The sequence below is a fragment of the Mycoplasmatota bacterium genome (assembly GCA_018394295.1).
In the GTDB taxonomy this organism is placed as follows: Bacteria; Bacillota_I; Bacilli_A; order Haloplasmatales; family Haloplasmataceae; genus JAENYC01.
Genome location: CP074573.1, coordinates 1,303,128 through 1,329,552, shown reverse-complemented (window position 1 = coordinate 1,329,552; position 26,425 = coordinate 1,303,128). Strand labels below are relative to the sequence as shown.

Genomic DNA, 26,425 nt, shown 5'->3' with positions numbered 1-26,425 from the left:
CAAATTCTTTTATTCAAAACAATGATTAATGTTTCTATATTTGTTAATTCAAATGTATTTTATCATTATCGAAAAATCTATACAATTAGAGTTAGTTAGTTAATAGGTTATAAAACAATAGGAGGGATTTTTGTGACACCGTTAAGTAGGGTGTATATAAATTGTAATCATATAAGAAAATTTATGTTAAAAGGAAAAAAAATTTTATGTGTTCTATTAGTATTAGCAATTGTATTTTCTACGATTGATATCGGCGTATTTGCCAGAGCTACAAGTTCTACAGGTTTTCTAAACCATTTTAATAAAGAAAAAGAAAGAAATCCAAGAAGTGGAAAAATATTATATGAGGTTAACAGTGAACGTAAAAAAAATGGAAAAGTGTTTAGAAAAGATGATGGTACTTATGAGTTTGTAGCGTATAAGGATGCAGTTCACTATCAAGAAAATGGTGTATGGAAAGAAATAGATAATTCATTACAAGATGATGAAACAGGAAATTATAAAAAAAATAAGAAAAATTCATTTAATATTAAATTTCCAAAAAAAATTAAAGAAAATAAATCAATAACTTTAAATAATAATGGAGTTAAACTCAAATTTAATATTCTTGGGATAAAAGGTAGTGATTTAGAAGTTGTTGAATTAGGTGTTGAAGAAAAAAATCATTACACTAAATTAAATAACAGCAGTAAGGTTAAATATTCTAATATAATGAATAATGTTGATATTGAATACTTAATACAAGGTGATACATTAAAGGAAAACATTATTTTAAATGACTATATTGATAATTTTGAAATGTCATTTGTGATTGATGTAAAAGATGTAGAGATGTTGGTAACTGAAGAGGGTAATATTGAATTTTATAAAGATGGAAAATTAACCTATTTAATAGAAAAATTGTTTATGCTTGATAATAATAGTAATTATTCAAATGACATTGATATGTCGATTATAAAGAACAAGAAGAAGGAATATATACTAACAATAAAACCAAGTGATGAATGGTTAAAAAACGCTACCTATCCAGTTATAATAGATCCTACTTATAAGATTTTTTCAGGAAATATATATGATACGTATACAAGATTTGATATGAATAATCCTAAAGATGAATTTACAAATTATGCTGGCTCTTCATATATAAAATTAGGAATTGATGATACATACTCGACAATTATGGAAGGTTTTATTAAATTTAATCTCCCTAGTACCTTAAGTGGGAAATTGTTAACCTATTCAGATTTAAGTTTATATGTAACTAGTCGTAGTGGTTGTCCTACTGAAGGTTGTAAAGTAAATGCTTCTAGGATTACAAGTAACTGGTATGCACCAAGGATAAATGCTTCTAATGCTCCAAGTTCAAGCAGTACAATAACGGATTATCAATTTATCACGTCAACAAACAAAATGGTTACTTTTGATATTACCGATGTAGTAAAATATTGGGAAGCTAATGGTGGTTATTATGGTATAAAATTAGAGTTGGAAAATCCAAATCAATACGTTGATTTTGCATCTAGTGAAAATAGTAATTCATCAATTAAACCAATTTTTCATGTAGGATATGTTGACAATACAGGACTAGAAGATTATTGGACGTATCATTCTCAATCATTAGGTGAAGCTGGAACTGGATATGTTAATGATGCGACTGGTGACTTAACTTGGACATTACCTTTGTATACTAATCCAACATTAAGAACACCATTTACTATATCGTTTGTTCATAATTCAAATAATTTTAATACTAATATTGGGTATGGAAATGGTTGGCGTACTAATTTAAATGAAAGAATCGGACAAGACCAATTTGATGATGGAGATTCAAATATTTATTATCGTTATATAGATGGAGATGGAACTAAAAAGTATTTCATTGATACTTCTTGTACAGATTTTGGAATAAGTCCAGGTATTGCTGATAGTTGTGGTATATCAGAAGATGGTTCTTTTGATTATGCAATTTTTGGATATTACTCTAGTGCCTATTCTCACGAAATTGTCATGAAAGATGGTACAATAAAGAAATTTGATAATTATGGTAGATTAGCAAAACTACTAGATATTAATGGAAATGATATTGATATTTACTACATAGGATCATCAGACCAAATTGATTATGTAATGGATACATTAGGTAATAAAGTTGATTTTCAATATAATTCAGGGATAATAGATAAGATATTGTTACCTGATGGAAATTATTATAAAATAAACTATATTAATAATCAAATTGATTATGTTCAACTTTATGATAAATACAATGTCGCTGATTTTAAAGCTACGTTTGTATATGATTCGTTATCGCAAATAACCGATGTTTATAATTCCTTTGGAAATCAGTTAAATTATCAATATAAATCTCTTAATGTTACTAGAGTTGAAGAAAAAAATGGTAAAGATTCATTAGGTTATATGTCTTTTGATTACTTATTCAAAAGAACAAAATTTACTGATTTTAAAGGAAATGAAGTATATTATAGTTTTGATACATATGGTCATACAATTAACATATTAGATAGTTATGGAAATGCACAATATTATAAATATTCTGATATTTTTGACGAAGATATTAATGGAAATTATAAATTAAATAATAAAATAGAAGAAATATCATCACCTCAAAAAAATATTGTTAATCCTCTTAATAATCACAGTTTTGAGTTTGGGCTTGATAATTGGAGTACAGTTATTGAAAACAACGTAGGAACAGTTAAGGCAGAAGATAATTGTGGATTATTTAGTACAGAATCTGTATATGGAGTACCAAATACATCTTGCAGTGTCTTATCCAGAAATGGTTTAGGTAATCTTAATGTAGATCGATTAGAACTTCGACAAACTGTAGTATTAGATCAAGGAACTTATACTGTTTCCGGGTATATCAATAGTGATTATGATAGTATCGGAGGGGTAGGTGCATATATTGATGTAGAAGGAGCTAGTTCAAAAGGAACAATATATGAAATACAAGGTAGTGGTAAATGGGAAAAATACAAACTACAGTTTTCGGTAGAAAAGGATGACACAAACATAACTATTGTATTAAAAAATAAAGTAGGAATTGGTAAAGCTTATTTTGATCAAATACAAATAGATGAGGGATTTATTAATCAAAGATTTAATTACTTTGAAAATTCTTCTTTTGAAAATAGTTTAAGTGGTTGGTCAAATAATGGGGCTAGTTTAGTAAGTAATAATACTTCTGGAATATACAATAAAGTTTTAAAAGATAAAAGTGTTAAATTAACAAGTTATGGAACTAGAAAGTATATTAAACAAAATATAACAGGCATAACAACGAACGCAAATGAAGTTATATTTGGAGGCTGGTTTAAAGGAGATATACCTCATAACACAAATGAAGAGGTACAAATTATATTAAATTATAGAGCTCCGGATGGAAGTTTAAATGCAGCGACTTATGATATTAATAAAAATATAAATGAGTGGCAATACTTAATGTTTAAATTTAACCCTTATTTGTATGGAACTTTACTTAGTGTTGAAGTAAGTTATAAAGGTTATAGTAATTTATATGTAGACAATATGCAATTATATATTGAAGAGTTTGGATCTAGTTATTCTTATAATAATGATGGGAATATTATAAATATTAATCACCCAGGGATTAATAACGATACTTCATTTATTTATGAATCATCAAATAAGAATGATATTTCTGGAATTTCCAATGGTATGAGTACAACATCAGTAACTTATGATATAGTTAGAAGATTAAAAACAATAACATCAGCAAATAATATTAAATCTACATTTGATTACGATTCATATGGTAACCCAACTAGTCTTAAGTATGGGAATGATTTGTCAGGAAAATGGTTTGGTGGGAAAATTACTTATGCAAATTATGGAAATTATATTGATAAAATTGAAGATGAATTTGGGAATATTATAGATTATAATCATAATACATCAACAGGAAAGTTAGATAGTGTAGTTGACCCCAATGGTGTAACAACATCTTATGACTATGATGATTTAGGTAGGTTACATGAAGTTATTAAAGGAAATTCAAATTCAATTTATAATTATGAAAATGGAAAATTAAAAAATGTTGAAGTTAATGGATTTAAATACATTTTCAATTATGATGATTTAGGAAGACTTGAAAATATTCAAGTTGCGGATATGACCTTAATTCAGTATATTTATGAAACTTATGGAAGTTACAAAACAACGAGGTTAGATGAACAAATATATGGTAATGGTGATAGTATTAAATTTATTTATAATAGTGAAAATCAAATTACTGAAATGCAGTTTAAAGAAAGTGGTACTAGTACATATGTAACAAAGCATAAATATGAGTATGATTCTTTAGGAAATATAGCTGTGTATAAGGATATTGTGAATAATAAACAATACTATTATAATTATGATTTGTCAGGTCATCTAAAAGATGTAACTGATGAATTAGGTAATACAGTAAGTTATGAGTATGATTCTAATACCGGAAACACTAATAAATTTGGATATAATGTTAACGGTAAAAATAGAGAAGTAGAATATATATATGATTTCTCAAAAGGAATTTATGATAAAACAACTTTTTCTACTAGTAATGGAACAGTTGAAAAAGATTATATTTATGAAGATACAACAGAAGGTATAGGAAGATTAACAGATATTACCTTAAAAATGGGTGCAACAACAATTCTTAATACTAAATATATATATGCTGATAATACGCCTTTAGATGCAGGTGTTGTTAAAAATGGGAACGTATCTTTAAGAGTAAAGAGTCTAAGAATTGGTAGTAGATTACAAACCTTTACCTATGATAAAAATGGAAATATAACATCAATTTATGATTATAAAACAGGAACAACTAATTATTATTATGATTCATTAGGGCAATTAATAAGAGAAGATAATCCTGTAGCTAATAAAACATACGTATACGATTATGATGATTATGGTAATTTTTCAAGCAAAAAAATATATGCTTATACAACAGCATCAACAATTTCTACTCCATTACTCAATGGGAGTGCTTGGTATTATTATGGTAATAAATGGAAAGATCAAGTAGTTTACAGAGATGGAATGTTAAATGGATTTGAATATGATAATAGTGGTAACCCAACTAAAATTAATGGAGCAACCTTAACTTGGGAAGGTAGACAATTAGTATCTTATTCTATTGGTGTATCATTTAAGTATAATGATCAAGGTATAAGAACTCAAAAGAATTTCAGAGGAAAAATTACTGATTATTATGTAGTAGGCGATAAAGTTATATACGAGAAATCATCAGACAACAAAATCATATATTATACTTATGATGTAGATGGTAAGATAATAGGTTTTAATTATAATGATAATGATTATTTCTATGCAAGAAACTTATTTGGTGATATTATAGAAATAAGGGATATCAATGGTAATTTAAAAGTAGAATATGAGTATGATGCATGGGGTAACATTGTAAAAAAAGCGGATTACTCAGGTATTAATCTCGGTAATATAAATCCATATAGATACCGTGGATATAGATATGATGAAGAGACAGGCTGGTACTATCTCAACAGTCGTTATTATAATCCTGAGATTGGTCGGTTTATCAATGCGGATGGAATAATAGGAGAGACTGGTGAAATATTATCTCATAATATGTATGCTTATTGTGCAAATAATCCTGTAATGAGAATCGATCCAAGTGGTTATTTATGGAAAGAAATTTGGGATTGGGGTAATACTATTTGGGGTACAGTTAGTAATATCCCTGCAAAAACTATTGTTGCAGTAACAACAATTGGAACCGCAATGGTTCAAGGTAGATGGGATGATTTAGCTGATGATTGGAAAAATGGAAGTTTTAATCCATTTAATCAAAGTGAATAAGTAGCTTTGGATTCGAAAGTATTATCTTTTTACAAAGGTAGTTTGGTTGTAAGACAAAACCAAATTGGGACATGTTCAATTTTTGGAACTGTATGGTTAAATGACAGTGAGGATAAATCAACATTAAAACACGAATGGGGTCACTCAATACAAGAAAGGATACTAGGTCCTTTATATATCCCCCGGATTGCAATTCCTTCAGTAATTAATTATTATCGAAATCCATCAGAAAAAGAATATTATTCTGCACCATGGGAAAGAACAGCTGATTGGTTTGGAGGAGTAAATAGGTCGTCAGGATATAATAAAGGTTCCTTGCCGTTAGGAATTTTATATTTATTGATTTAGATAATTAAGAGGAGGAGAAGATGAAAAAGATATTTAATTTGATATTCATTGTTTTGATTTTTCTATTAACCGGTTGCAGATCAGATTATAACTATGATTTTAATAAGTTAGTAAACAATGTTGAAAAAATTGAGATAATAGAGCTAAACTACCCTCAATCAGAAAATGAAGCTACAATATTATATACATTAGACTCTGAGGAAAATAATGAAATATTATCAGACCTTTCTAAAATAAAGTTTGAATATCCATTTGGAGATCCACCTACTATGGACGGTTACAGTATTAGGATTTTTTATAAAAATCAAGAATATGAAGTTATTGCTCAAAGAGGAACTAAAAGATATAGTAAAGAAGGAAAAGAAATAGCCTGGTATAAGAGACAATGTTCTAAAGAAGATTTTGACAATTTGATATCAAAATATATTAATTGATTATGAATACTCCTGAATTGTACTTTAATAAGTGTTATTGAAAAGCAATGATATGAATGCAATGTGTTTTTATTAGTGCTAAGGACAAAACACACATTGTGCATGTGGCTTTAATATAAGAAAGTAAAAATTACAACTTAAATATTTTAATTATAAAAGGGTTTCCCGATATTGAATGAATCATTATTAAACTGATGATATCTATGTTGGGAAATCCTTAGTTTTTAAGAGACAGATTCAGTTACAGGAGGTTAAGTTGATAAATTAGAAGTTTACCTTACAATTTAATTACCGATATATTATTACTTTGAAAGGGAGAAATATTATTAGAGCTTAAAGATAAGGTACAAGAATTAATTAATTTTAAACAAGAAGGAGCATATTGGGATTTTAAAAGAGAATGGTATTCGAAAGATAAAATTGCTGATTTGTTACATGACATAATATGCATGGCGAATAATTTGGAGAATACAGATAGTTTCATAATATTAGGCATTGATGAAGAAAACTCTTATAAAGTCAAAAGTGTTAGCAATGATAGTTATAGAATGAATACACAAAAATTAGTTGATTTTATTAGGAGTAAAAAGTTTGCAGGTGGAATAAGACCTACTGTTTATGTACAAGCAGTTAACTTTACAACAGGGGAAATCGATGTAATTGTAATTAAAAATAATTATAACACGCCATTTTATTTAACTGAAAACTATAGAGATGTCTATGCGAATAATATTTATACTAGATTAATGGATACAAATACACCCAAAAATATGTTAGCAGAAATTCATTATGTAGAATATTTGTGGAAGAAAAGATTTAGGTTGATATCTACACCAATTGATCGTATAAAATATTATTTAGAAAAATCAGATGATTGGGTAGAATCTCCTACGAATTGGGAAACATCAAAAAAATATCATAATTATTTTCCGGAGTTTACAATTGAATTTACACTGGAGGATGATGGAAATGCATATCAGTATTATTTATTTAATCAAACAGATATTACACCACATTGGAGAAAAATTCGATTGTATTATCACCAAACTTTACTAATGTCTTTAGAGGGGGTTTTGCTTGATGGTGGAAGGTATTTTACTCCAACACCATTGACAGATGGAATATCATTAACACAACAGCATAATTGGGATATCATCTTTAAGTACTTTATTAAGGATACTCTCCATAATGTTATTCATCAGTTTTATTACAAACCTGATGGAGATGAAGAAACTATGGCACATAACAATTTTAAAGGATGTATTTTATATTTTGATTCAGAAAATGAAAAAGAGGAATTTAAACAATATGTACTAAATAGTTGGAAAAATAAGAGCGAGTATGAAAAAGATGTATGGGTACCACACTTTCCTAAAATAGATGGATATATTATGGAGAAATTTAAGAGGCAATATAAGGATGTGCAAATTTTAAAAAGAATGTTGATAGAATTTAAAAATAAAAAGTTTTAATTGGTTTTTAAACACATTAGTATTGAAACTAGGACTTGATGGATTACTAGAGCTAAAACAAAGTTTTTGATGGACTTTCCACTCAAATTCAGACAGTAGGGGGGCTTAAATCTCTACAACTATCATACTGTTGACCGCGCCAGGCTTTCATGTGAATTTTCGCGGAATTAGCTAGGGGGGGTAGTAAAAAGCATAAAAATATTGTGGTTAAATCTAGAATGCCTTTATATTAATATGCTTTTATGGCTTTATGGTGCTTTTCATTTCGTCTATTTGTTTAGGTTTTAGGCTAAAAATAGCCCTTAAAAACGTTAAAAATGAGTGTTTTTATGCCTTAAAAATTATCTTTATGTATGATGTTTTCGCAAAATAAATTATTTGAATAACCGAATCATGACGAACAGTAAAATAAAATGGGGTAAGAGTACAGACATTTTACTATTCCTAATATTGTTAATAATTGTGTATTACCACTTCAAACTTCAGGAATTATAAATGGTTATGGAATATATGTTGATTTTGATTATGCTATTAAATAATTAAAAAAGGAGTAATTGAGTGTATGAAATTAAATGGATATATTAAATTTATTTTAATCTTTACTATTCTTTTATCTATTGTGGCTGGATGTTCAAAATATAAATATATACCCGGGAAAGATACACTTGAAATTTTTGGAGATGGTACTTTACAAATACTACGAAGTTATTTTCCCAATGGAGAAATGACATATGGATTAATGAATATTGAAAAACAATCAACTATCGAAATTAACATATATGAATATAAATATGTAGATGATAGAATATATATTATTGGCGAACATGGATATACAGTAGTTAATTCAAAAACATGTCAATTTCAACAATGTGAAGATTATTCTTGCTTTAGTAAAAATGGTAAAAAAGTATTCGAAGAACATAGTGATTTTACAGTTCTAAAATAAATGTTAAGAAATTTCGAAAACTCAAATAATTTATTAATAAATACAACTAAGAAATCTTAGAAAAAATTTAAAATGTTTATTCTCACTTATAGGGGAAATTAGCAAAACTGAAGTCCAAACACAACTTGTATGTAGAAACATATGATTCAATTTTGACAGCAATTTTTGTATGACAGCACAACTAAAGTAGGGTGTGCTGAACTATTAAGGACAACATCAAAATTGTATCAACATGGAAATGACAATAGTATCAACATGGATAATCAATTTGAATTTTTATGATATAAACTTAATTTTGATTAAGGTAAGCGGTACAAAAGAGTTATTAAGTGCTGGGAAAAACGATAGTATACTTGTTCGAATATATCATAAATATATACCAAATATTGTTCCTGCTACAGGTACAAGTACTACTAAAGATTTAGTGATAATAAGTGAAATTATTAGGCACTATGAACCAATTATTCATGTTCCTCTTCCTATACAAGTGGAAGTGGAAAATCAACTCTCCTTAATATAATTGGTGGTTTAGATTCTTATGATCAAGGAGAACTTATAATTAACAATAAATCTACTAAAGAATATTCACGTTATGAATGGGATACATATCGTAATACATATATTGGGTTTGTATTTCAGGAATTCAATAACATTAATCGCTTAACTGTCAGTGAGAATATAGAATTAGCTCTTAAATTGCAAAAGATAAATAAACGAGAAATTAAAAAAAGAGTAAAACATATTCTAGAATTAGTAGAATTACAAGAGTATCACGATTAAAAAATAAGCAATTTAAGTGGTGGAGAAAAACAAAGAGTTGCAATTGCAAGAGCATTAGTTAAAAATCCTAAGATTATTGTAGCTGATGAACCTACTGGAAATCTTGATAGTGAAACGAGTAAAGCAATCCTAGAAATTCTAAAAAGATTATCAAAGGATAAATTAATTATTATGGTTACTCATGATGAAGAATTTGTTAATGCTTATGGTGATCGAATCATTCAACTAAAAGATGGTGAAATTATATCAGATAAAACAAAAATAGATAAAAAAGAATCTTTTGAATTTAAAAAAACTCTTGAACTTAAAAGATCTTCATTACCTCTCGGTTCAATTTTTAATTTTGCTTTAAATAGTTTATTTTATAAAAAAATTCATTTATTTTTTATGGTTATCTTATTAGCCTGTTCAATAATGTTTGTTACTATTGCTACATCATATAATTTCTATGATGTTAGTCAAGCAACAATTAAAACTTTTAATGAAACGAATATTAATATTATTCCAATGAACAAATATACTGATGATAATGATAGTAACGAAAACTTAGTTTCATTTACTAATGAAGATTATGACTACTTTATGGATAATTATAAGTCAATTAAATTTGTAAATTCCACTTTAAACCTAAATTTCCATTTATAATAATGGATAATTACATACCAAAATCACAGTATGATTCTAATAAATTTAATAAAGTAACAATATTAAATGATAAAAATAAGAATCTTTATTCTTTGAAATTTGGAAATTATCCAAGTACTATAGGTAATGTTCTTATAACTGATTATATGGCAAATATGCTCCTTAAATATGGAGTATTTGAGGGTTTAAAAAATGAAAATGACCTATTAGGACATGAAAATAATTCAATAAAATTAACAATATGTGGGATTGTAGATACTGATTATGAGATTTATTATCAAAAATTGATTCAAAATGATTTGTCTGACGCAGCTTCTTTTAGTGTAGAAAAGAAAAACACATATCTGCAACTATTTATGACACAACAAACATATGATGAAAAATTGAATATAGATGCTGATGTAAATTGAATACCAATTTTACCCTTAACTGAGCAATATAATGATCAACTTATAGGTAGATTAACAAAACAAGGGAATGAATTAGTAATAAGTATTAATTATCTAGGTAGATACTTAGGAGAATATATATATATTCCTGAATTATCAGTTCAAGATATAGAAACTTATTTAGGGTCAAAAATTGATTTGGATTTATCTGCATTCCATATTATAAAAACATAGAAAATCATGGTGGACCATATAAAAAAGATAATTACCCTATAGAGTTAAAATTTTCACAAGTTGTCTCTGGTCACTATGAAATTATACCAAGAAGAGTAATGAGTTAAAATGAATTTTAAGAATTGTTATATAAAATAATAGTTTCACCTTTTGGAGGGTAAAGTTATGAATGAAATAGAGATTTATTTACTTGATAATTCTGAAGAAGAAGAAGGATATTGGATGCAAAAAGGTAGAAGACCTTATATAATTGTTAAGATAGATAATAATTATTATAATCTAATAGCTTATGATTATGAAGAATTTTATCGAGAGTCTAAAGAAACGATACAAGATTCAGGTTACTTTTGTATTGAACCTAATTTAATATTAGTAAAAGAACTTACTAATGAGGGTATTATTCTTGCAATATTACATATATATAATAACTATCATCCTACTTATGATTTTTTTGGTAAACTTAAACCAGAAAAAATTGAGTTTGAATTAAAAAGAATTTATTAATTGGTATTATCTAATCACAACAGATATAAATTATAATCTAAATGATGACATCTTTCAAATCCAGAGTGGATTTAACTTAATAAAATAAAAAAAGTGACATCTGAACAAGCAAAGAAGAGATTGCTTCAATTAGAGGACATAAATGGTAATATAGAATTTCTAGTATTATTTAACCCTGATAAATGCAGTTCTGCAGTTGAAATCAATGATTACAGTGATTTTATTAATAGTGATCATTATTTAGTAATTAAAATAATTGATCACAGAGATATAGAAATATATTAGAAAAAATAATACAAAACATTAATCATAACTCAAACGAAGTAAAATTTGAATCAATAAAGAAGTTAGAAAATGTAGATGATAAAACTAAAATGATTATTGGGTATCCTAGTAGTGAAATGAATTTATAATTATTTAAAAGACTACAGGCTGGATTAGTACAATGCTTTAATATATGGTGTAACAAATATGTTTGATGGATTTGAATCGTAATATAGTGTAGAAATAGCTAAAGCTGGTATAAGACCTATTTATAGAGTAGTATCTACCGGAATAGCAATTTCAAGTGAAGCTATTGTCGATATAACTTCATATGGATTGTACAATTTAAGAGAATGATTGAATAATCGTTCAGTTCTTCGTAAAGTAGGGTTAGTAGATAAGAAAGGTAGGTTTATACCGTGATGAGTAACTTGATGACTTTATTTATTTCTAGTGATGAAAAGATAGAAATTGAAAGATTTTCATGTAATAAAGACCTTAATAGATATGAAGAAGTTAGAATTTTCTTTAGAAATATGGAAAGAGAGTATATTTTGTACGCAAATGATTTCTTATGTGAAGCGATTGAAACATTTCAAAGATTACTTAGCAAGGCCATTAATAGAAAATTAGAACTAGATAGTTCAATCATAGAAAAAGGAATAGGATTTATTAGTAATGAGAACTTTCAAAATAAACCAGGATTAAAGATGGTTAAAGAGAAGGAAGGTTACTATTGGATTGGTGATAAATATTTGATATGGGATTCAATGAATTATCAAACATGGATATATAATTTAAATAATGATATAGTCATTGAAATTACGCCTACTTATCAGTGGCACTTTGAAGATTTTATTGACGGTAAAAATGAATATATAAGTTATGAAGAATTTAAAGAAAACTATAAAACTTGTGTTGTAAGAAAAATATCCAAAAATATGGTTAAAAATTGGTTAGATAAATGTAATAATATCCTCGATAAATTATCTTGAAATCAAATTAAAAAATAAAAAAAATATTTAATCTTGTAATAAATAATTTACTTAAACCATATGTATAGCATTGAATAACGGAGGGGACTATGAAAGTATATAAGTTTAATAGAATTAAAATCTTTTACTACACAATATTTTACACACTTTTAATATCTATATTTACTATGTATTATTCTAAAAATTTAGGAAGTTATATTACAATAATATTGTTGACAATAGTTTTAGGCAGTATTTTATTAAAACAAGAATTATCATATAGAATATCTTTACATTCGACACATTTACATTTCGATTATTTTATAGTTAGCAGAAATAAGCCAATTGATATTTATTGGGATAATATTACTAAAGTCACATATAAAATAGGTATGGTTATTTTATATGTAAATAATAAAAAGATTTTTTTTACTCGTTCATTGTTAAATTATAAAGAATTGTGGCAAGAAATTTATGATAATGTAATTCAATATGATAGCGATAATATAATGGATGATTCTTTTATTAAGTTAATTAAACACTTGGCGAATGGGTGAAATTTTTGGTGGAACTATTTTTTATTATATCTATAATATTCGTATTGTATTTAGTCAATAAAACATGCTTTAATAAAATTTTTTTATCAATAGAAGGTATTGAAGTATAACTTTTAAGAAAAGATTTAATTTTAATAAATGGTAAGATTTTGTGAACAAAAGATGGTGATAAATATATTGTAAAAAGCAATCTTTTAGGATATGTTTCAATTTATAAGGTTGAAGATAATCAAGAAATAATACTTTATTAAATACCATTAAAGCATTGGTTATCAAAATTATTACATAATCTATTCTTTATAATGTCTGGTATATGCGTAATTTTTTGTTTGATTGAAAGAATATTGTCTGGAAAAAAGTATTTCCATTATGTTTGGCTAAAATCAAAGAACAAGATAAACAAGACTAGATTTAAAATATTAACCATTTAATATTAATATATTTTCTTTTATTAATGTACCAGTAACAAAACAATTAGAAAAAGTAGATGAATGGGTTGAATATCCTATCATTGCACCAAGTGTTCCTCCAACAGTAGTTACAACAAGTGCTTCTTCACCATATTCTGCAAATTCATCAGCATTATTGGAATAAGAGTAAGGAGTGATAGGTATGAATTATCAAAAAGAAATTAATCAACATATTGATTTAAGTAAGAATATAGACTGTTTAAGTTTATCTATTGGAGCTAATAATAAAGAAGAATTCTCTTGGATAGTTGAAAATATTAGTGCTTTTAAAAAAGAATCTATGGAAGCATATAATTCTGTCATTGAAAAATATAAAAGTAAAGAACATAAAAAAATGTATATCATTGTTGAACAAAAAAAAGACATTAATTTTAGCTCAGTAGAAAAACATTTAGGGTTATGGAATAAATATAAACAGATTCCATTAGATTATAAATCTGAAGATTTTTACATAAGTGAAAGTCATAGATATGCATTCGCAAAAGTTCGCAATATCGGATTTCATCATATTCCATTGTTACGTAATGAAACAATTACTTTAGCTAGAAATGATGATATGTTATTAGCTTCTTTGAATAATTTTAATGGAGGTGACTTATTTCGATTTTTTTACAAAGAAAAATATGTAGTTTTAATCGTAAGAGATTTAGGTTGTGAAGGTAATGCATTAACATTTTTTTCACAAGAAAAACAGGAGTTAAATAAAATTTATAATTTAGCTAAAGAAAATGCCTTTCAAGATTTATAAACTATATATTTTTGTATATTTAGGAATGAGCAAAATTATTATAAAAGTTAACAAATAATTATTGTATATTATATTGCATAAAAACATTTTTCTTAATATTTCACGGTCCCCTTATCAAAAAGAGGGCCAATTATTTTACTAAACTAGTATCGCTAATTAGGAAATAGCCTTATATATACTAATAATAGTGATTGAGGGAATAATCTTCCTTTATATACCAATATAAATAACTCTGTCTGAACAAGAACTAAGTTTGTTTAGAATTAATAACGATGAGTGGTACCATAAGTAAGGATGAAATGTTATAAAAAATAGAACATATTTAGGTTCTATATAAAATATAAGCAAAAAATAGGATGGAAAATTACAAACTAGTGTAGTTTTCTTTTTTTAACTTATAGTATTAAAAATGCATATGAAATTAACACGCCAATAGATTTATCATTAGTAGTATGATTTTTATTTGAATATATAGTACTAACTGTAAAAATATGGTAATATATTTATGTCAATGATTTTACTTATATGTTAGAGGAGGGGGATTTATGTATAGGTATGAGCAATTTAGAGAAAATCATAAAAATAGTAAGATGGCTCCAGAACAAGCTATTATGCTAACAATATGTAATAAATTGGAATTTTATCTTTCAGGTATTGTAGATGTATTAATATGCTTTTTGCTGGTGGCGTTCTATTTCTATATATTGTATATTAGTAAAATTTTATTTGTATGTTATGACCCTATAACTGATTTGACTCTTTTAGTAGTATTGCCAATTTGTATTCTTTTATTTTATAATATAATAATAGGTTTTCTAGGCGGTCATAGTATTGGATTTAGAATGTTTGGTCTCAGATTTGCCCGTATTAGTAATCAAAGATTAATGGATAAGGAAATGTTTTTCTCTTTTTGGTTAAAAGGATTAATTATAGGTTTTAAATATAATGATACCTATGAAATATTTTCTACTTTATTTAGCAATACAAATCAAAGTCCAAGAATGAGAAGACAAGGGGTGATTATTGTTAAGAAACGAGTATATGACCTATTTTTAGATGATTATTCAAAAAATGGACAGATAATAAAATCAAATAGATATTCAAAATCAACCGACTACTTAGAAAATATCTCTCAAATTTTTAAAGATTAATTATTACCTTCAAATGTATAGTTTTATATTGATAGTTGTTATATTTTTATATATTAAAATGGACCGTATCACATGTGATTGCGGTTTTTTCCATTGATATGCAACAATTTCCATACTTTTATTAATTTGTCTAATACAATAAAATACAAACTTATGCGAGGAGGATAAAAGTGAGATATATAGAGGATAAAAATTTTGAATATGAAGATAAACTGAAAAAACATTTAAGAGATTATAATATAAAGTTTACTGGTGAAAGGGATTCATCAACTGAATATTTTTATGCTTTAGATGGTGAAAAACTGGTTGGAGCTGTTTACACAAACTACATGTGGGATTGGGTAAGTATTAATAATATGTTTTATGAGGATATTGATATATTAAATAAGTTGATATCAGAAATTAGTCATTATTATATAAATAAAGCAGTAGGTTTAAAATTATATACAGAAGTTGAATCTAGGGTTGAAGATTTTAAGTCTATAGGGTTTGATATTGGAGGAATTACAGAGAAAACACCAAGAACAACTAGATATTTTTATTTGAAGAATACAGATTTTAATATAAAAAGTAATGCACAAACTGAAGTAATTGTAGTTAATGAAAAAATAGGTGCATATAATTCTATTTTATTAAATCGAATAGAGAGATTTAATTGTGATAATAATATTCATCCTATGCAAGAAAGAAATATATTGTTTGTAGCATTAGATGATAATAAATATGTTGGGGGAGTTTATGGGATTGTTACTGAAGATTCAATGTATATAAGTCGACTTGCAGTTGATGAAGCGTACAGAGGGAATGGAATTGGTAAGAACCTAATGTATAAAATAGAGGAAAAAGCAAAGGAGCTAAATGTCTATAGTATTAATTTAGGTACAGTAGAGTTTCAAGCAGAAAAATTTTATGAAAAACTGGGATACAAGATAGTTTTTACAAAAGAAAACGATCCAAGAGGTTATAAATCATACAGTATGGTAAAAAAAATATAAATATTTAAGAAATTACTGATGTAATTTATTTGCGAAATAAATAAATTACACAAAATAGCTCTATACTTAGAAATATGATTGCATAATTAGTTAAGTGCAAATAATTTTTTATACTGTTATATTAGGTGAGAAGAAAACTTAGAATATATTGGACACCAGAGTATGAAAACAGAATCATAAAAAACATGAAGAAAATGTTTAACAATGAGGTGTAAATATTGTTAAATCCAAAGATAAAAAGAGCTGCTTGATAAAGAGAATCCACTATTTTACAATTAAAAATGTTACAATGAGCTGTATTATAAGTAGGACGTAAGAATATCGAATTATTATGTATTCTGTTTAGTTTTTTAGTCTATGATATAATACTTATGATTTAGAAAGGGTGTGGAATAATGACGAAAATATTGTTTAGTGTAAACATGACGGATAATGAAAATATCGTTCAGAGAGAAGAGTTATATTTTGTATCTAATAAAATAGACGTTTCGCAAGAACATAAACTTCAACAAACATTGAACATGAAAGCAAAACAACAGCTAAAAGCATCAATACCAATCAAATTAACAGTGATTCAAGCTATTGCTTTTTTTGCATGGGTGACAATATTAGCAATTTTATCAGGATCTTTAACTGAGAGGATAACAATAGCACAAGCGTATAAAAATGCACCAGTAATAATAGGTATGTTGCCTATTTCATTTATTATTTGGTTATTTCTTTTCACTTATGAGAGACTTATAAGGAATAATGTTAAAGAATCACCTGAATTTGAACAATCAGTACAACAAGTTGAAACTGTTAAGAAATCATGTCTTTCACAGCTTGGTGTGCCAGAAGATGCTGTGCAAATAGATATAATAATATTTTATTATGAAGTAATTGCTGGCAAAATCTCGCGAGATAAAACAATATCAATTGATTTTATAAATCAAGAAAAGTATATGTATATAAAGGATAACGAGCTATTTATTGCTGATTTAAAACGGGTCGTAAAAATTCCTCTTAATCAATCTACTTCTCTTGAAAAAGTTAATAAGAAGATAGCTCCAATGTGGAATAAAAAAGAAGAACCTGCTAAAGGTGAGTATACAAAATATAAAATTAGATATGATAATGGAATGCTTAATATTAAACCGTATTATATTGCTCACATTGATGTTGGTGTAGATGTGTATGACTTATACATTCCAGCTTACGACATATTAAAATTCATAAATTTAACAGGTCTTACCATAGATGATGAAGTATTATGATTTAGTAAGCTAAAGAATATCTGTATGAGTTAATATATCGAACATCGAGTTATGCATCATGGCAGACTGAACATTGGCTTAGTCATTGTGATGATTACTGTATGTTTATTGATTATGTAGGTTGGGAAGAAATAAAAGAGCTTGCAGATGAACTGAAAGATGATATAGAAAAGATAAAGCTCGAATATCAACTAACTCAAGAGGAACTTGAAAAATGGTTGTTTAAAGGCGGCACTTTGCAGGGTTATTTATTCAAGTGCACGAGAAGTAAATAAAAATAGAGTATTATTAATGAGAGGTATTTATGTTGAAATTTATCGCAGTAGAAATATTAATGTTTTTCTTTTGGTATTTATCTTATCTTCATTTTGAGTCTGATGATGTAAAATATATAAATGAAATAGATTACATTGCAGCTGAATATATATATATTATTTTATTCATTATTAACATAGTTTTATTTTTTGTAGCGATTTTTAAATTGATTAAATACAAAATTTCTAATAAGACCAATATATATTGGCAATTCTTATTATTTGTTTTTAATTTTGGTATACAGTTGTTACAATTAAGATTTTATTTAATATATATTTTGAGTTCAGTTATTTATTATTTTTTAATAAAGAAAATACTTAATTCAAATAATAAAGCTTTTGATACTTATAAAAGTTCATTAAGATTATCTGATTATAATAAGATACAAAAAATTCTTTTCTGGCTTTCAACTTTAATTTATATAGTTATTTATTATTTATTTTATATTTTTTCTTACAAGTTTATAGAAATAGATGTATCAGGTTCAGGTTCTTTAGCTAAGTACATAGGAGGAATTTTATTTACATTATTTTTGTTAGTTAGTTTTGTACAAGAAGATTATAGATTAAATGATTCTAACTGAAGAGGTTCTTTTAAAAAAGCTGATTTTTATTTTAATATAGTTAAAACAGGTTCCACTTCATAGAGAGGGACCTGCTATAGTAAAAATTCAATTATTGATTAAGGTAATTTTATCGATGCTCAACTTATGGTTATTAATGATACCAGATCAAAACTTGGAGATAAATAGGATTTGGCAATTGAGCAAATGTTAGAATATGCATATATGTTTTTAAATTAGTGAGGTTAGAACATGAAATTTAAAATTAAACCATACATTGGTGCAGGGAAAATTATGTTTGGGATGACGAGTGAGCAAATACAAAATATTTTATTAGCTGAACCACGTAAATTTAAGAAATTTAAAGATGATGAATTGTATACTGATGCATACAATACTTGTCATATATTTTATAAAAAACCAGGTGTTTGTGAAGCTATAGAGTTTTTTAATCCAGCTGTAGTTACATTTAATGATATTAATTTAATGAATATGTCATATCAAGAAATAAAAGATTTATTCTTTAAATTGGATAAAAATATTCAAGTTGATGATACTGGTTTTACATCTTATAAGTACGGAATAGGTGTTTATGCACCATTTGCTGATGAATGTCCATTAGATCCTATTGAAGGAATAATAATATTTGAAAAAGGTTATTATGATAGAATGTTATATTAAGGGGGCTATAACAAGTTTTGTTGCCAAAAAATCAATTAAAATGAACATTTTTCATAAAAGTAAAATTGTATAAAATTTCATTTGAATTATATAAAGATTTATACGAGAAGGGAGATTAATTTGAAAAAAGATAAGTATTATAATCAAAATCGAATATTAATTTTGAAGTTATGTTTTCTATTTTCCATTCTCTTTATTCTGCTAGATATTTTAATATCAAATCGGATACTTTATATTGTTTTTGGAATACTAGGCATTTCTTTTGGGTTTGCTTCAATATTAGTTTTTGGTTTGATTCAATTTCCTTTAATTATTGGAGTTCCAAATAATAATTTTAAGGAATTTGATCTACACCCGAATATTATTTTAAACAATGAGATAAATATTATTGAAGTAGAAAAAGGAATTTGGATTATTAATAAATATCAAAAAAAATATGATATGAGAAAATGGAGAAACCAAAAGAAAAGAATATATGAGATAATATTCTTTAGTGTTTATGTAAACATTTATAATAATAAAGAAATTAATCATAGAGGAATTTTTAAAAAAATAAAAATTAATAATATTAATAATAAATATATTAATTTTTGTGATTTAGATAATAAAAAACAGAAAATAGCACTAATAAAAAATAATGTTTTAAAGAGAAACTTCTCAATTCGTATTAGATTATTAAATAGTATACCTACAAAAGGTAGTTTTTTGGACTATAAAAACTTATTTAAATATAAAAAACAGTATTTGTCTGATTTCTATATTTTCAATAAAAAATATAAAAAAATATAGAAGGTCTGGATTTTTTTATAAAAAAATCATTAAAAGGTGTCTTTGATAAAATGATTTTATTTAACAAAAAACCTAAATAAGATAAAAATTGGTTAAGTATCCCTATTCCAGTTAATTTATTTGGAAAAGATGTCTTTGTGGGAGGATTGATTGGCGGTGTAGCAGGTTATTATTCTTCCAAATATATTTATGATTTTTCATTAGTTAAAATTTTTCAATGGAGTTAATTATATGAAGGGAACATATATTATGCAAGAGAAGAATGATATTAAAATAGCTTTTAAGAGAATGTTATTAAATTATAGAAATTATCATTTTATTTTTTTTGTAATCCCAAATTGTATAATTAAATCAGACAAATCCCTCTGTGTTAGAATAGTTGTCATGGAGCTCTAAAAATAGTATAGTAGACATAGTAAGTTATTTCAAGACAACTAGTTGTCTTGAAATAAAATTTAAAAACTTAGTAAGGAGAACAACTTTATGGCAAGATACTCAAAGGATTATAAGTTATCATTAATACAAAGAATGATGCCACCACATAATGAATCAGTCAAAGAATTATCAAGAGAATCAGGAATACCAGAAATAACACTTTTTACTTGGAAAAAGAAAGCGAAAGAAAATGGAATCCCTGTTAACGAACAACCTTTAAAATCAGAAGAATGGAGTACACAAGATAAGTTTCATATTGTCTTAGAAACTGCAACATTAAGTGAAGTAGAATTATCTAAGTATTGTAGAAATAAAGGACTATATGTTAATCAAGTTAAAGAATGGCGAGATGCATGTATGCAGGCTAATGGTGGTGTAGCTAAACAAGCAACAGAACTACAAAAGCAGTTAAGAGAAAAAAATCAAGAACTTAAGAAATTAAATAAAGAACTACAAAGAAAAGAATCAGCACTTGCAGAAGCAGCAGCCCTTCTTGTACTTAGAAAAAAGGCAAGTGCGATTTGGGGGGAAGACGAGGAAGATTAATCAGTGCCACAGATCGCAAAAAAGCAATATCACTGATAAGAGAAGCTGTAGATAATGGAGCAAGACAAGAAAAAGCATGTGAAGAAATAGGAATTAGTTTACGAACACTTCAACGATGGAGAAGTGATTCATCACCAAATGAAGATCAAAGACCTATTAGTAAAAAAAAAGCACCCAAAAATAGATTAACTAAAAAAGAACGAAAAGAAATTTTAAAAGTCGTAAATCAGCCTGAATATAAAAACTTATCTCCTAATGAAATTGTGCCGCTCCTAGCTGATAAAGGAATATATTTAGCATCTGAATCAACAATATATAGAATCTTAAGAGAAGAAAAACAACTAAAACATAGAGGAAATACTAAAAAACCCCAAAATAGACCTATATCAACACATTATGCCACAGGTCCTAATCAAGTATGGATGTGGGATATTACTTATCTAAAAGGACCAATAAAAGGGATGTATTATTACTTATATTTGATCCTAGATTTATTTAGTAGAAAAGTAGTAGGATGGGAAATATGGTCTGAACAATCTGCTCAACACGCTAGTGAATTAGTTAAAAGAGCAGTATTAGCAGAAAATATACTTTTACATAAAAAACCTTTAGTGCTTCATTCTGACAATGGAAGTCCGATGAAAGGAGCCACTCTTTTAGAGACCCTTTATCAACTAGGTATTACTCCATCAAATAGTAGACCTAGAGTAAGTAATGATAATCCTTATGCGGAGTCTATATTTAAAACATTCAAATATTGTCCAGGTTACCCAGATAAGGGCTTTGAGACTATTAAACAAGCAAGAACTTGGACATTACAGTTTATAAACTGGTATAACTATGAACATCTTCATAGTGGGATAAAATATTTAACTCCACACCAAAGGCATTCCGGTTTATCTAATAAAATATTAAAAAAGCGAATTAAAGTCTATGAACAAGCACAACTTAAACACCAGAAAGATGGTCGAGAAACATAAGAAATTGGAGTGTGGAAAACATAGTTTGGTTAAACCCAGAAAAATCATCAATTTTGGAAAAAGAAGAAACAAAATCTTCTTAAAAAAATTAAAAATATGCGACAACTACCTTGACATTAAGCGAAATAAAGTGTCAAAAAAAGACATGTATGATACACTTAATTCATCGCCAAACAAATAAAGAGTATCATACATGTCATATAAACATATTACCGTAAATGAATTAACAAATATAGAGGCAAATTATAGATTAGGTATAAAAGCTAGAGAATGCGCACTCAGAATGCAAATAGGAAAAGATAAAGTTTATACGTATTATAAGTTGTTTATTCAAGGACTTACAGTAATTCAAATTTATAATCAGTACCTAAAAAATAGAAAAAGATGTGGAAGAAAACATATTAAGTTATCTGAAGAAAAACTAAAAGAAATTGATTATAGGTTAGATTCTGATTGGTCACTAGATGCCAAAGCTGGTAGAGATAAAGTAGATCAAGTAGAAGAAAGATGTTCAACTAAAACTTTATACAACATGGTTAAAAGAGATTTAATAGACAAGAATAAACTAAGACGCAAAGGTAAAAGAAATCCTAAAGGGCATAACGAAACTAGAGGTAAAATAAACGTCTGTAAGACGATTCATGAGCGCAATGAAAAGCACCCTATGGCTAGTAGTAATGAGGAATATGGACACTTTGAAGGCGATACAATTGTGGGCGAGAAACGTAAGTCTGCAATTGTAACATTAGTTGAAAAACAAACTAAATACATTATCTTGTTAAAGGCAAGTAGAAAAAGTGAAGATGTGAAATTAGCAACATGTAATTGGCTCAATGAACTACCTAATAACTGTATTATAACAATTACCTTTGATCGTGGAAAAGAATTCTCAAAATGGAAAGAAATTGAGCAGGAGAGTTTAGTAAATGTGGGTATCTATTTTGGTGACCCTGGCTCTCCAGGACAAAGAGGATTGAATGAAAACTCCAATGGTATTGTAAGAAAAGATTTACCTAAATCCACTAATTTATCAGTTTATACCCAAGAAGAATTAAACCTAATAGCAAATAAGTGGAATAGCATTCCACGTAAGTCTTTAAATTATTTAACACCTGCAGAGGTGTTGAAAAAAACAACCGGTGTAGATACACTACTACCAGTTGCTTAAGTATCATAATTATTTGTCGGATTTGTATTGACAATTCAGAAATCATTTCATTTCTAGTTGGTGTATATATTTTTAAATTGTATGAAATTATTGATTTATTGGATCATGAGTCTTTGGTAGTAACTTTATATTTATTATTAGCATACTCTCTCAGTATATATAGTATGGTTGTTTGGAAAAAAGTTTTTAGATATTATCGAGAAGGAAAATTTATTTATAGTGAAAAAAAGATTAGAGTGATCATATTGTTAAACATATTTTTAATTCCATTTTTAGTAATAAATTATTCTTCATTATATTATGAAGAATCTAGTAAACTTAATTTATTTAATGAAAACTGTAAAATGATAAAAAAAACCAAGAGTTACTTTGGAAAAAGAACAGTTTATTTCACTACTACGTATACTAGATATCTAGCTATTCTATTAATGTCAAATAATATTATTAATGAAGATAAAATAAATACATTAAATACTAATTTATATAAGTCAAATATTCAGAGGAATCTTATTAAAAGTGTTAAGTTATTTAAGATTAAGCACTTACTGGCAGAATGTTTTGTAATTGCCGGAATTTTCATTAGTTATGAATTATAATTGACGCAAATAGTCTAGACGAACTAAATATAAGTTTAATTGTGATTGTGATAGTAATAATTTTTCTTCAAGATATTATCTTTAATGGTATAGTCGTTAAAGAGTACAAAAAGCTAATAACTCATCAAAAATACTTTATTGCTCAAAATTTATGTTTACTAATTTTTCCTTAGTAGCTGATATCTTTTATGATTTTAAACAAGTAAGAACCTGTATTTTATCTAAATATGATAAAGTATGATTCTGTTTTAAGTATGTATAATTTCAGCGAACATTTCTATAGAATGGATTTTTGAGTCAATCCTCTTGAATAAATGATTATAAATCAAACTATACAACTCAAGTATCAAGGTTTTTTGAAATAACAAGTACTGATGAAGCGTTTTAAAAACTTAATAGATAGATAATAAAAAATAAAAATTGTAGCAGATTCATAATAGAATTTTAATATTTTAACTGGAGTGAAGAATATGATTGATAAAGATAAAGCACAAATGTTTATAAATAGGGGATACATAATTGACAACAAAAGAGTCAACAAATTAATTTTAGCTAATACAATTATGTATTTATTTTCAATAATGTCATTACTAGTGAATCAAGATCATTTATTATTGATTATTTATTCTATATTGTTTTCAATATATTTATTTATTAATATTTATTTAAAAATATATGACAAATGTGAGTTTAAAAATAACTTATTCATGTATGGACTGTCATTTTTATTTTTAGTTATTAATGCAAATATTCTAATCTATTCTGGTTTAAGCATTATCCAATCTTTTAATAATCTTTTGTTTTTAATGGCCATTGTCTTTCAAATTATTATTTTTATTATATTCATTATTATAATGAGAAATATTGCCTATAACAAAAGGAATAAAGAATACAAAGCTGTTCCATTTGTTTCTACAGGAGTTGGATATATTGCATACTTTATAGCTAAAGATTTATCTAAAGTACCACAAGAAAATGGAGCATTAATTATTAATATTTCATTTTATACAGCTATTGTACTAACTCTCTACAAATTAAGTAATCTGGTTTTAAAGTGGTATTTAGCTAAAAAGTTTGATATAAATGAATATTCTAATATAAATAATAATGACGAATTGTTTTAAAAAAATATGAGAAAGTACCTTTTATAAATTATTATTATTTAATAGAAAAAAATAATCAATTTGATCTCATCAACTACAAATAATTTAATATAATTGCCTAAAAGTCCTTCACAAATAAAAAACTACCCACTTATGATAAAGGAGTCGTACTATTTCTGAATAGTTTTGTTATGAGAAAAAATTGACTGTAGTTCAAGTACGCGTTGAGTCAGTGTATTTGCTAATAAGGAATTAGTGTATATATAGTTTGATTCAATATCAAATTATCCAACATATTGATGTTTAAAGTTTAAGTAGAATTACTTAAGCCTTTTTATATTATATCATGTGTGATTTATATTTATAACCAGTCATCTTGTCACACTTAAATAATCTATTTTAAGTCGTTCACAATTTTTTCTCCTTTATATTGATTCTAGATATATCACTTAATTCACTAATTCATCATGTTAAACTTAACTAAGAATTATTTACAAAATATATCGATATTTTTTAATTTATGGTAAAATATGGTATATATGTTAGGATAATAATTAATTAGAACTTAGACAATAAACCAAATAATAAAAAAAGATTTATGTATGAATTTTTACTGTAATGAGTTGGTAATTTTGCATCTAGACCAATTCACATATTATTAAAAGATTTTTGATTTTTTAAAGAAGTTAAAAAAGCTGTTATATATCTAATAACTAATTAAACTTAATAATGAGGTGTATGATGATTACAAACTCATTAGGAAAAGTGAATTATATACATAAAGTATACCTATAGAATACACGACATTTTCAGTAGCGTCTGATAAGAATTCCTCTTTCAGTAAAAAAGTAATATTTAAAGTCAATATTTCATATCATTTATGAAAAATATTGTAAAATATTAAGAAGGAAATATATGTTCTTCTTTTAGTGTTTTTACTGAAAATTCGCGAGAAATATCCGAAAATAATGCATTGTTATATATTACCAATTTTATTATTATCTAGCTATATAATAATAAAACATAAAAGTCAAGAGAAATATATGTGAACAATTTCACTAAGGATTGTAAACGTTTTCCCGAGATGTTATACTCGTTTCAGAAAGTTAATATTAGGTGAGAGAAATAGAGAAAAACCAAAACCAGACCCTTATTTTGATGGGACGCGTTTTGATTTTTTTTATTATTCTTAGGGCCCAACTAATATTTACA

General features: G+C 26.3%; 26 protein-coding genes. All 26 read left to right on the top strand.

The genetic code is table 11. The annotated features are described in order from the left end of the window. The first annotated feature begins 132 nt into the window (after positions 1 to 132). The gene (locus KHQ81_06130; GenBank protein ID QVK19273.1) at positions 133 to 5,871 is read left to right on the top strand and encodes a hypothetical protein; all 5,739 of its coding nucleotides are present in this window, start codon (positions 133 to 135) and stop codon (positions 5,869 to 5,871) included. Between the two features lie 6 nt (positions 5,872 to 5,877). Then, entirely contained in the window at positions 5,878 to 6,219 is a 342-nt protein-coding gene (locus KHQ81_06125) for a hypothetical protein (protein ID QVK19272.1), read from the top strand. 20 nt (positions 6,220 to 6,239) lie between these two features. Then, on the top strand, positions 6,240 to 6,653 hold the full coding sequence (locus KHQ81_06120) for a membrane lipoprotein lipid attachment site-containing protein (GenBank protein QVK19271.1): 414 nt from the start codon (positions 6,240 to 6,242) through the stop codon (positions 6,651 to 6,653). A gap of 320 nt (positions 6,654 to 6,973) precedes the next feature. Then, positions 6,974 to 8,125 carry a putative DNA binding domain-containing protein gene (locus KHQ81_06115; GenBank protein ID QVK19571.1) on the top strand — a complete coding sequence of 384 codons (1,152 nt, stop codon included), beginning with the start codon at positions 6,974 to 6,976 and terminating at the stop codon, positions 8,123 to 8,125. Between the two features lie 562 nt (positions 8,126 to 8,687). Continuing rightward, positions 8,688 to 9,071 (top strand): hypothetical protein, encoded by a 384-nt coding sequence (locus tag KHQ81_06110; protein ID QVK19270.1) that lies wholly within the window; start codon positions 8,688 to 8,690, stop codon positions 9,069 to 9,071. Between the two features lie 268 nt (positions 9,072 to 9,339). Further along, complete coding sequence (locus KHQ81_06105) at positions 9,340 to 9,591, top strand: hypothetical protein (protein QVK19269.1); 252 nt, start codon at positions 9,340 to 9,342, stop codon at positions 9,589 to 9,591. After that, positions 9,588 to 9,851 carry a hypothetical protein gene (locus KHQ81_06100; protein QVK19570.1) on the top strand — a complete coding sequence of 88 codons (264 nt, stop codon included), beginning with the start codon at positions 9,588 to 9,590 and terminating at the stop codon, positions 9,849 to 9,851. The genes KHQ81_06105 and KHQ81_06100 overlap by 4 nt, the downstream gene beginning before the upstream one ends. A 3-nt stretch (positions 9,852 to 9,854) precedes the next feature. Beyond that, positions 9,855 to 10,496: an ATP-binding cassette domain-containing protein gene (locus KHQ81_06095; GenBank protein QVK19569.1), complete on the top strand. Its 642-nt coding sequence runs from the start codon at positions 9,855 to 9,857 to the stop codon at positions 10,494 to 10,496. A 2-nt stretch (positions 10,497 to 10,498) separates the two neighbouring features. After that, positions 10,499 to 10,906, top strand: a complete 408-nt coding sequence (locus KHQ81_06090) for a hypothetical protein (GenBank protein ID QVK19268.1) — start codon at positions 10,499 to 10,501, stop codon at positions 10,904 to 10,906. A 378-nt stretch (positions 10,907 to 11,284) separates the two neighbouring features. Beyond that, positions 11,285 to 11,623 (top strand): hypothetical protein, encoded by a 339-nt coding sequence (locus KHQ81_06085; protein ID QVK19267.1) that lies wholly within the window; start codon positions 11,285 to 11,287, stop codon positions 11,621 to 11,623. 120 nt (positions 11,624 to 11,743) lie between these two features. Next, positions 11,744 to 11,908 carry a hypothetical protein gene (locus tag KHQ81_06080; protein QVK19266.1) on the top strand — a complete coding sequence of 55 codons (165 nt, stop codon included), beginning with the start codon at positions 11,744 to 11,746 and terminating at the stop codon, positions 11,906 to 11,908. A 413-nt stretch (positions 11,909 to 12,321) separates the two neighbouring features. Beyond that, complete coding sequence (locus KHQ81_06075) at positions 12,322 to 12,882, top strand: hypothetical protein (protein ID QVK19265.1); 561 nt, start codon at positions 12,322 to 12,324, stop codon at positions 12,880 to 12,882. A gap of 89 nt (positions 12,883 to 12,971) precedes the next feature. Beyond that, on the top strand, positions 12,972 to 13,418 hold the full coding sequence (locus tag KHQ81_06070) for a hypothetical protein (protein ID QVK19264.1): 447 nt from the start codon (positions 12,972 to 12,974) through the stop codon (positions 13,416 to 13,418). A 612-nt stretch (positions 13,419 to 14,030) separates the two neighbouring features. Next, positions 14,031 to 14,636 carry a hypothetical protein gene (locus KHQ81_06065; GenBank protein QVK19263.1) on the top strand — a complete coding sequence of 202 codons (606 nt, stop codon included), beginning with the start codon at positions 14,031 to 14,033 and terminating at the stop codon, positions 14,634 to 14,636. A gap of 545 nt (positions 14,637 to 15,181) precedes the next feature. Then, a complete protein-coding gene (locus KHQ81_06060) occupies positions 15,182 to 15,787 on the top strand; it encodes an RDD family protein (GenBank protein QVK19262.1) in 606 nt (201 codons plus the stop codon). A gap of 170 nt (positions 15,788 to 15,957) precedes the next feature. Next, on the top strand, positions 15,958 to 16,782 hold the full coding sequence (locus KHQ81_06055; GenBank protein QVK19261.1) for a GNAT family N-acetyltransferase: 825 nt from the start codon (positions 15,958 to 15,960) through the stop codon (positions 16,780 to 16,782). Between the two features lie 395 nt (positions 16,783 to 17,177). Then, entirely contained in the window at positions 17,178 to 18,038 is an 861-nt protein-coding gene (locus tag KHQ81_06050; GenBank protein ID QVK19260.1) for a hypothetical protein, read from the top strand. A 20-nt stretch (positions 18,039 to 18,058) separates the two neighbouring features. Next, complete coding sequence (locus tag KHQ81_06045) at positions 18,059 to 18,313, top strand: CbrC family protein (GenBank protein QVK19568.1); 255 nt, start codon at positions 18,059 to 18,061, stop codon at positions 18,311 to 18,313. A gap of 29 nt (positions 18,314 to 18,342) precedes the next feature. Continuing rightward, positions 18,343 to 18,936 (top strand): hypothetical protein, encoded by a 594-nt coding sequence (locus KHQ81_06040; GenBank protein ID QVK19259.1) that lies wholly within the window; start codon positions 18,343 to 18,345, stop codon positions 18,934 to 18,936. Positions 18,937 to 19,167: 231 nt separating this feature from the next. Further along, positions 19,168 to 19,596, top strand: coding sequence for an ABC transporter ATP-binding protein (locus KHQ81_06035; GenBank protein QVK19258.1), 429 nt, complete (start codon positions 19,168 to 19,170; stop codon positions 19,594 to 19,596). Positions 19,597 to 19,716: 120 nt separating this feature from the next. Then, a complete protein-coding gene (locus tag KHQ81_06030) occupies positions 19,717 to 20,385 on the top strand; it encodes a hypothetical protein (protein ID QVK19257.1) in 669 nt (222 codons plus the stop codon). A 483-nt stretch (positions 20,386 to 20,868) separates the two neighbouring features. After that, complete coding sequence (locus tag KHQ81_06025) at positions 20,869 to 21,366, top strand: transposase (protein QVK19256.1); 498 nt, start codon at positions 20,869 to 20,871, stop codon at positions 21,364 to 21,366. Then, on the top strand, positions 21,342 to 22,346 hold the full coding sequence (locus KHQ81_06020; protein ID QVK19255.1) for an IS3 family transposase: 1,005 nt from the start codon (positions 21,342 to 21,344) through the stop codon (positions 22,344 to 22,346). Before KHQ81_06025 ends, KHQ81_06020 begins: the two co-directional genes overlap by 25 nt. Before the next feature lie 193 nt (positions 22,347 to 22,539). Further along, positions 22,540 to 23,514, top strand: a complete 975-nt coding sequence (locus KHQ81_06015; protein QVK19254.1) for an IS30 family transposase — start codon at positions 22,540 to 22,542, stop codon at positions 23,512 to 23,514. Positions 23,515 to 23,759: 245 nt separating this feature from the next. Further along, on the top strand, positions 23,760 to 24,110 hold the full coding sequence (locus KHQ81_06010) for a hypothetical protein (protein QVK19253.1): 351 nt from the start codon (positions 23,760 to 23,762) through the stop codon (positions 24,108 to 24,110). A gap of 470 nt (positions 24,111 to 24,580) precedes the next feature. After that, positions 24,581 to 25,234: a hypothetical protein gene (locus KHQ81_06005; protein QVK19252.1), complete on the top strand. Its 654-nt coding sequence runs from the start codon at positions 24,581 to 24,583 to the stop codon at positions 25,232 to 25,234. Positions 25,235 to 26,425: the final 1,191 nt, after the last annotated feature.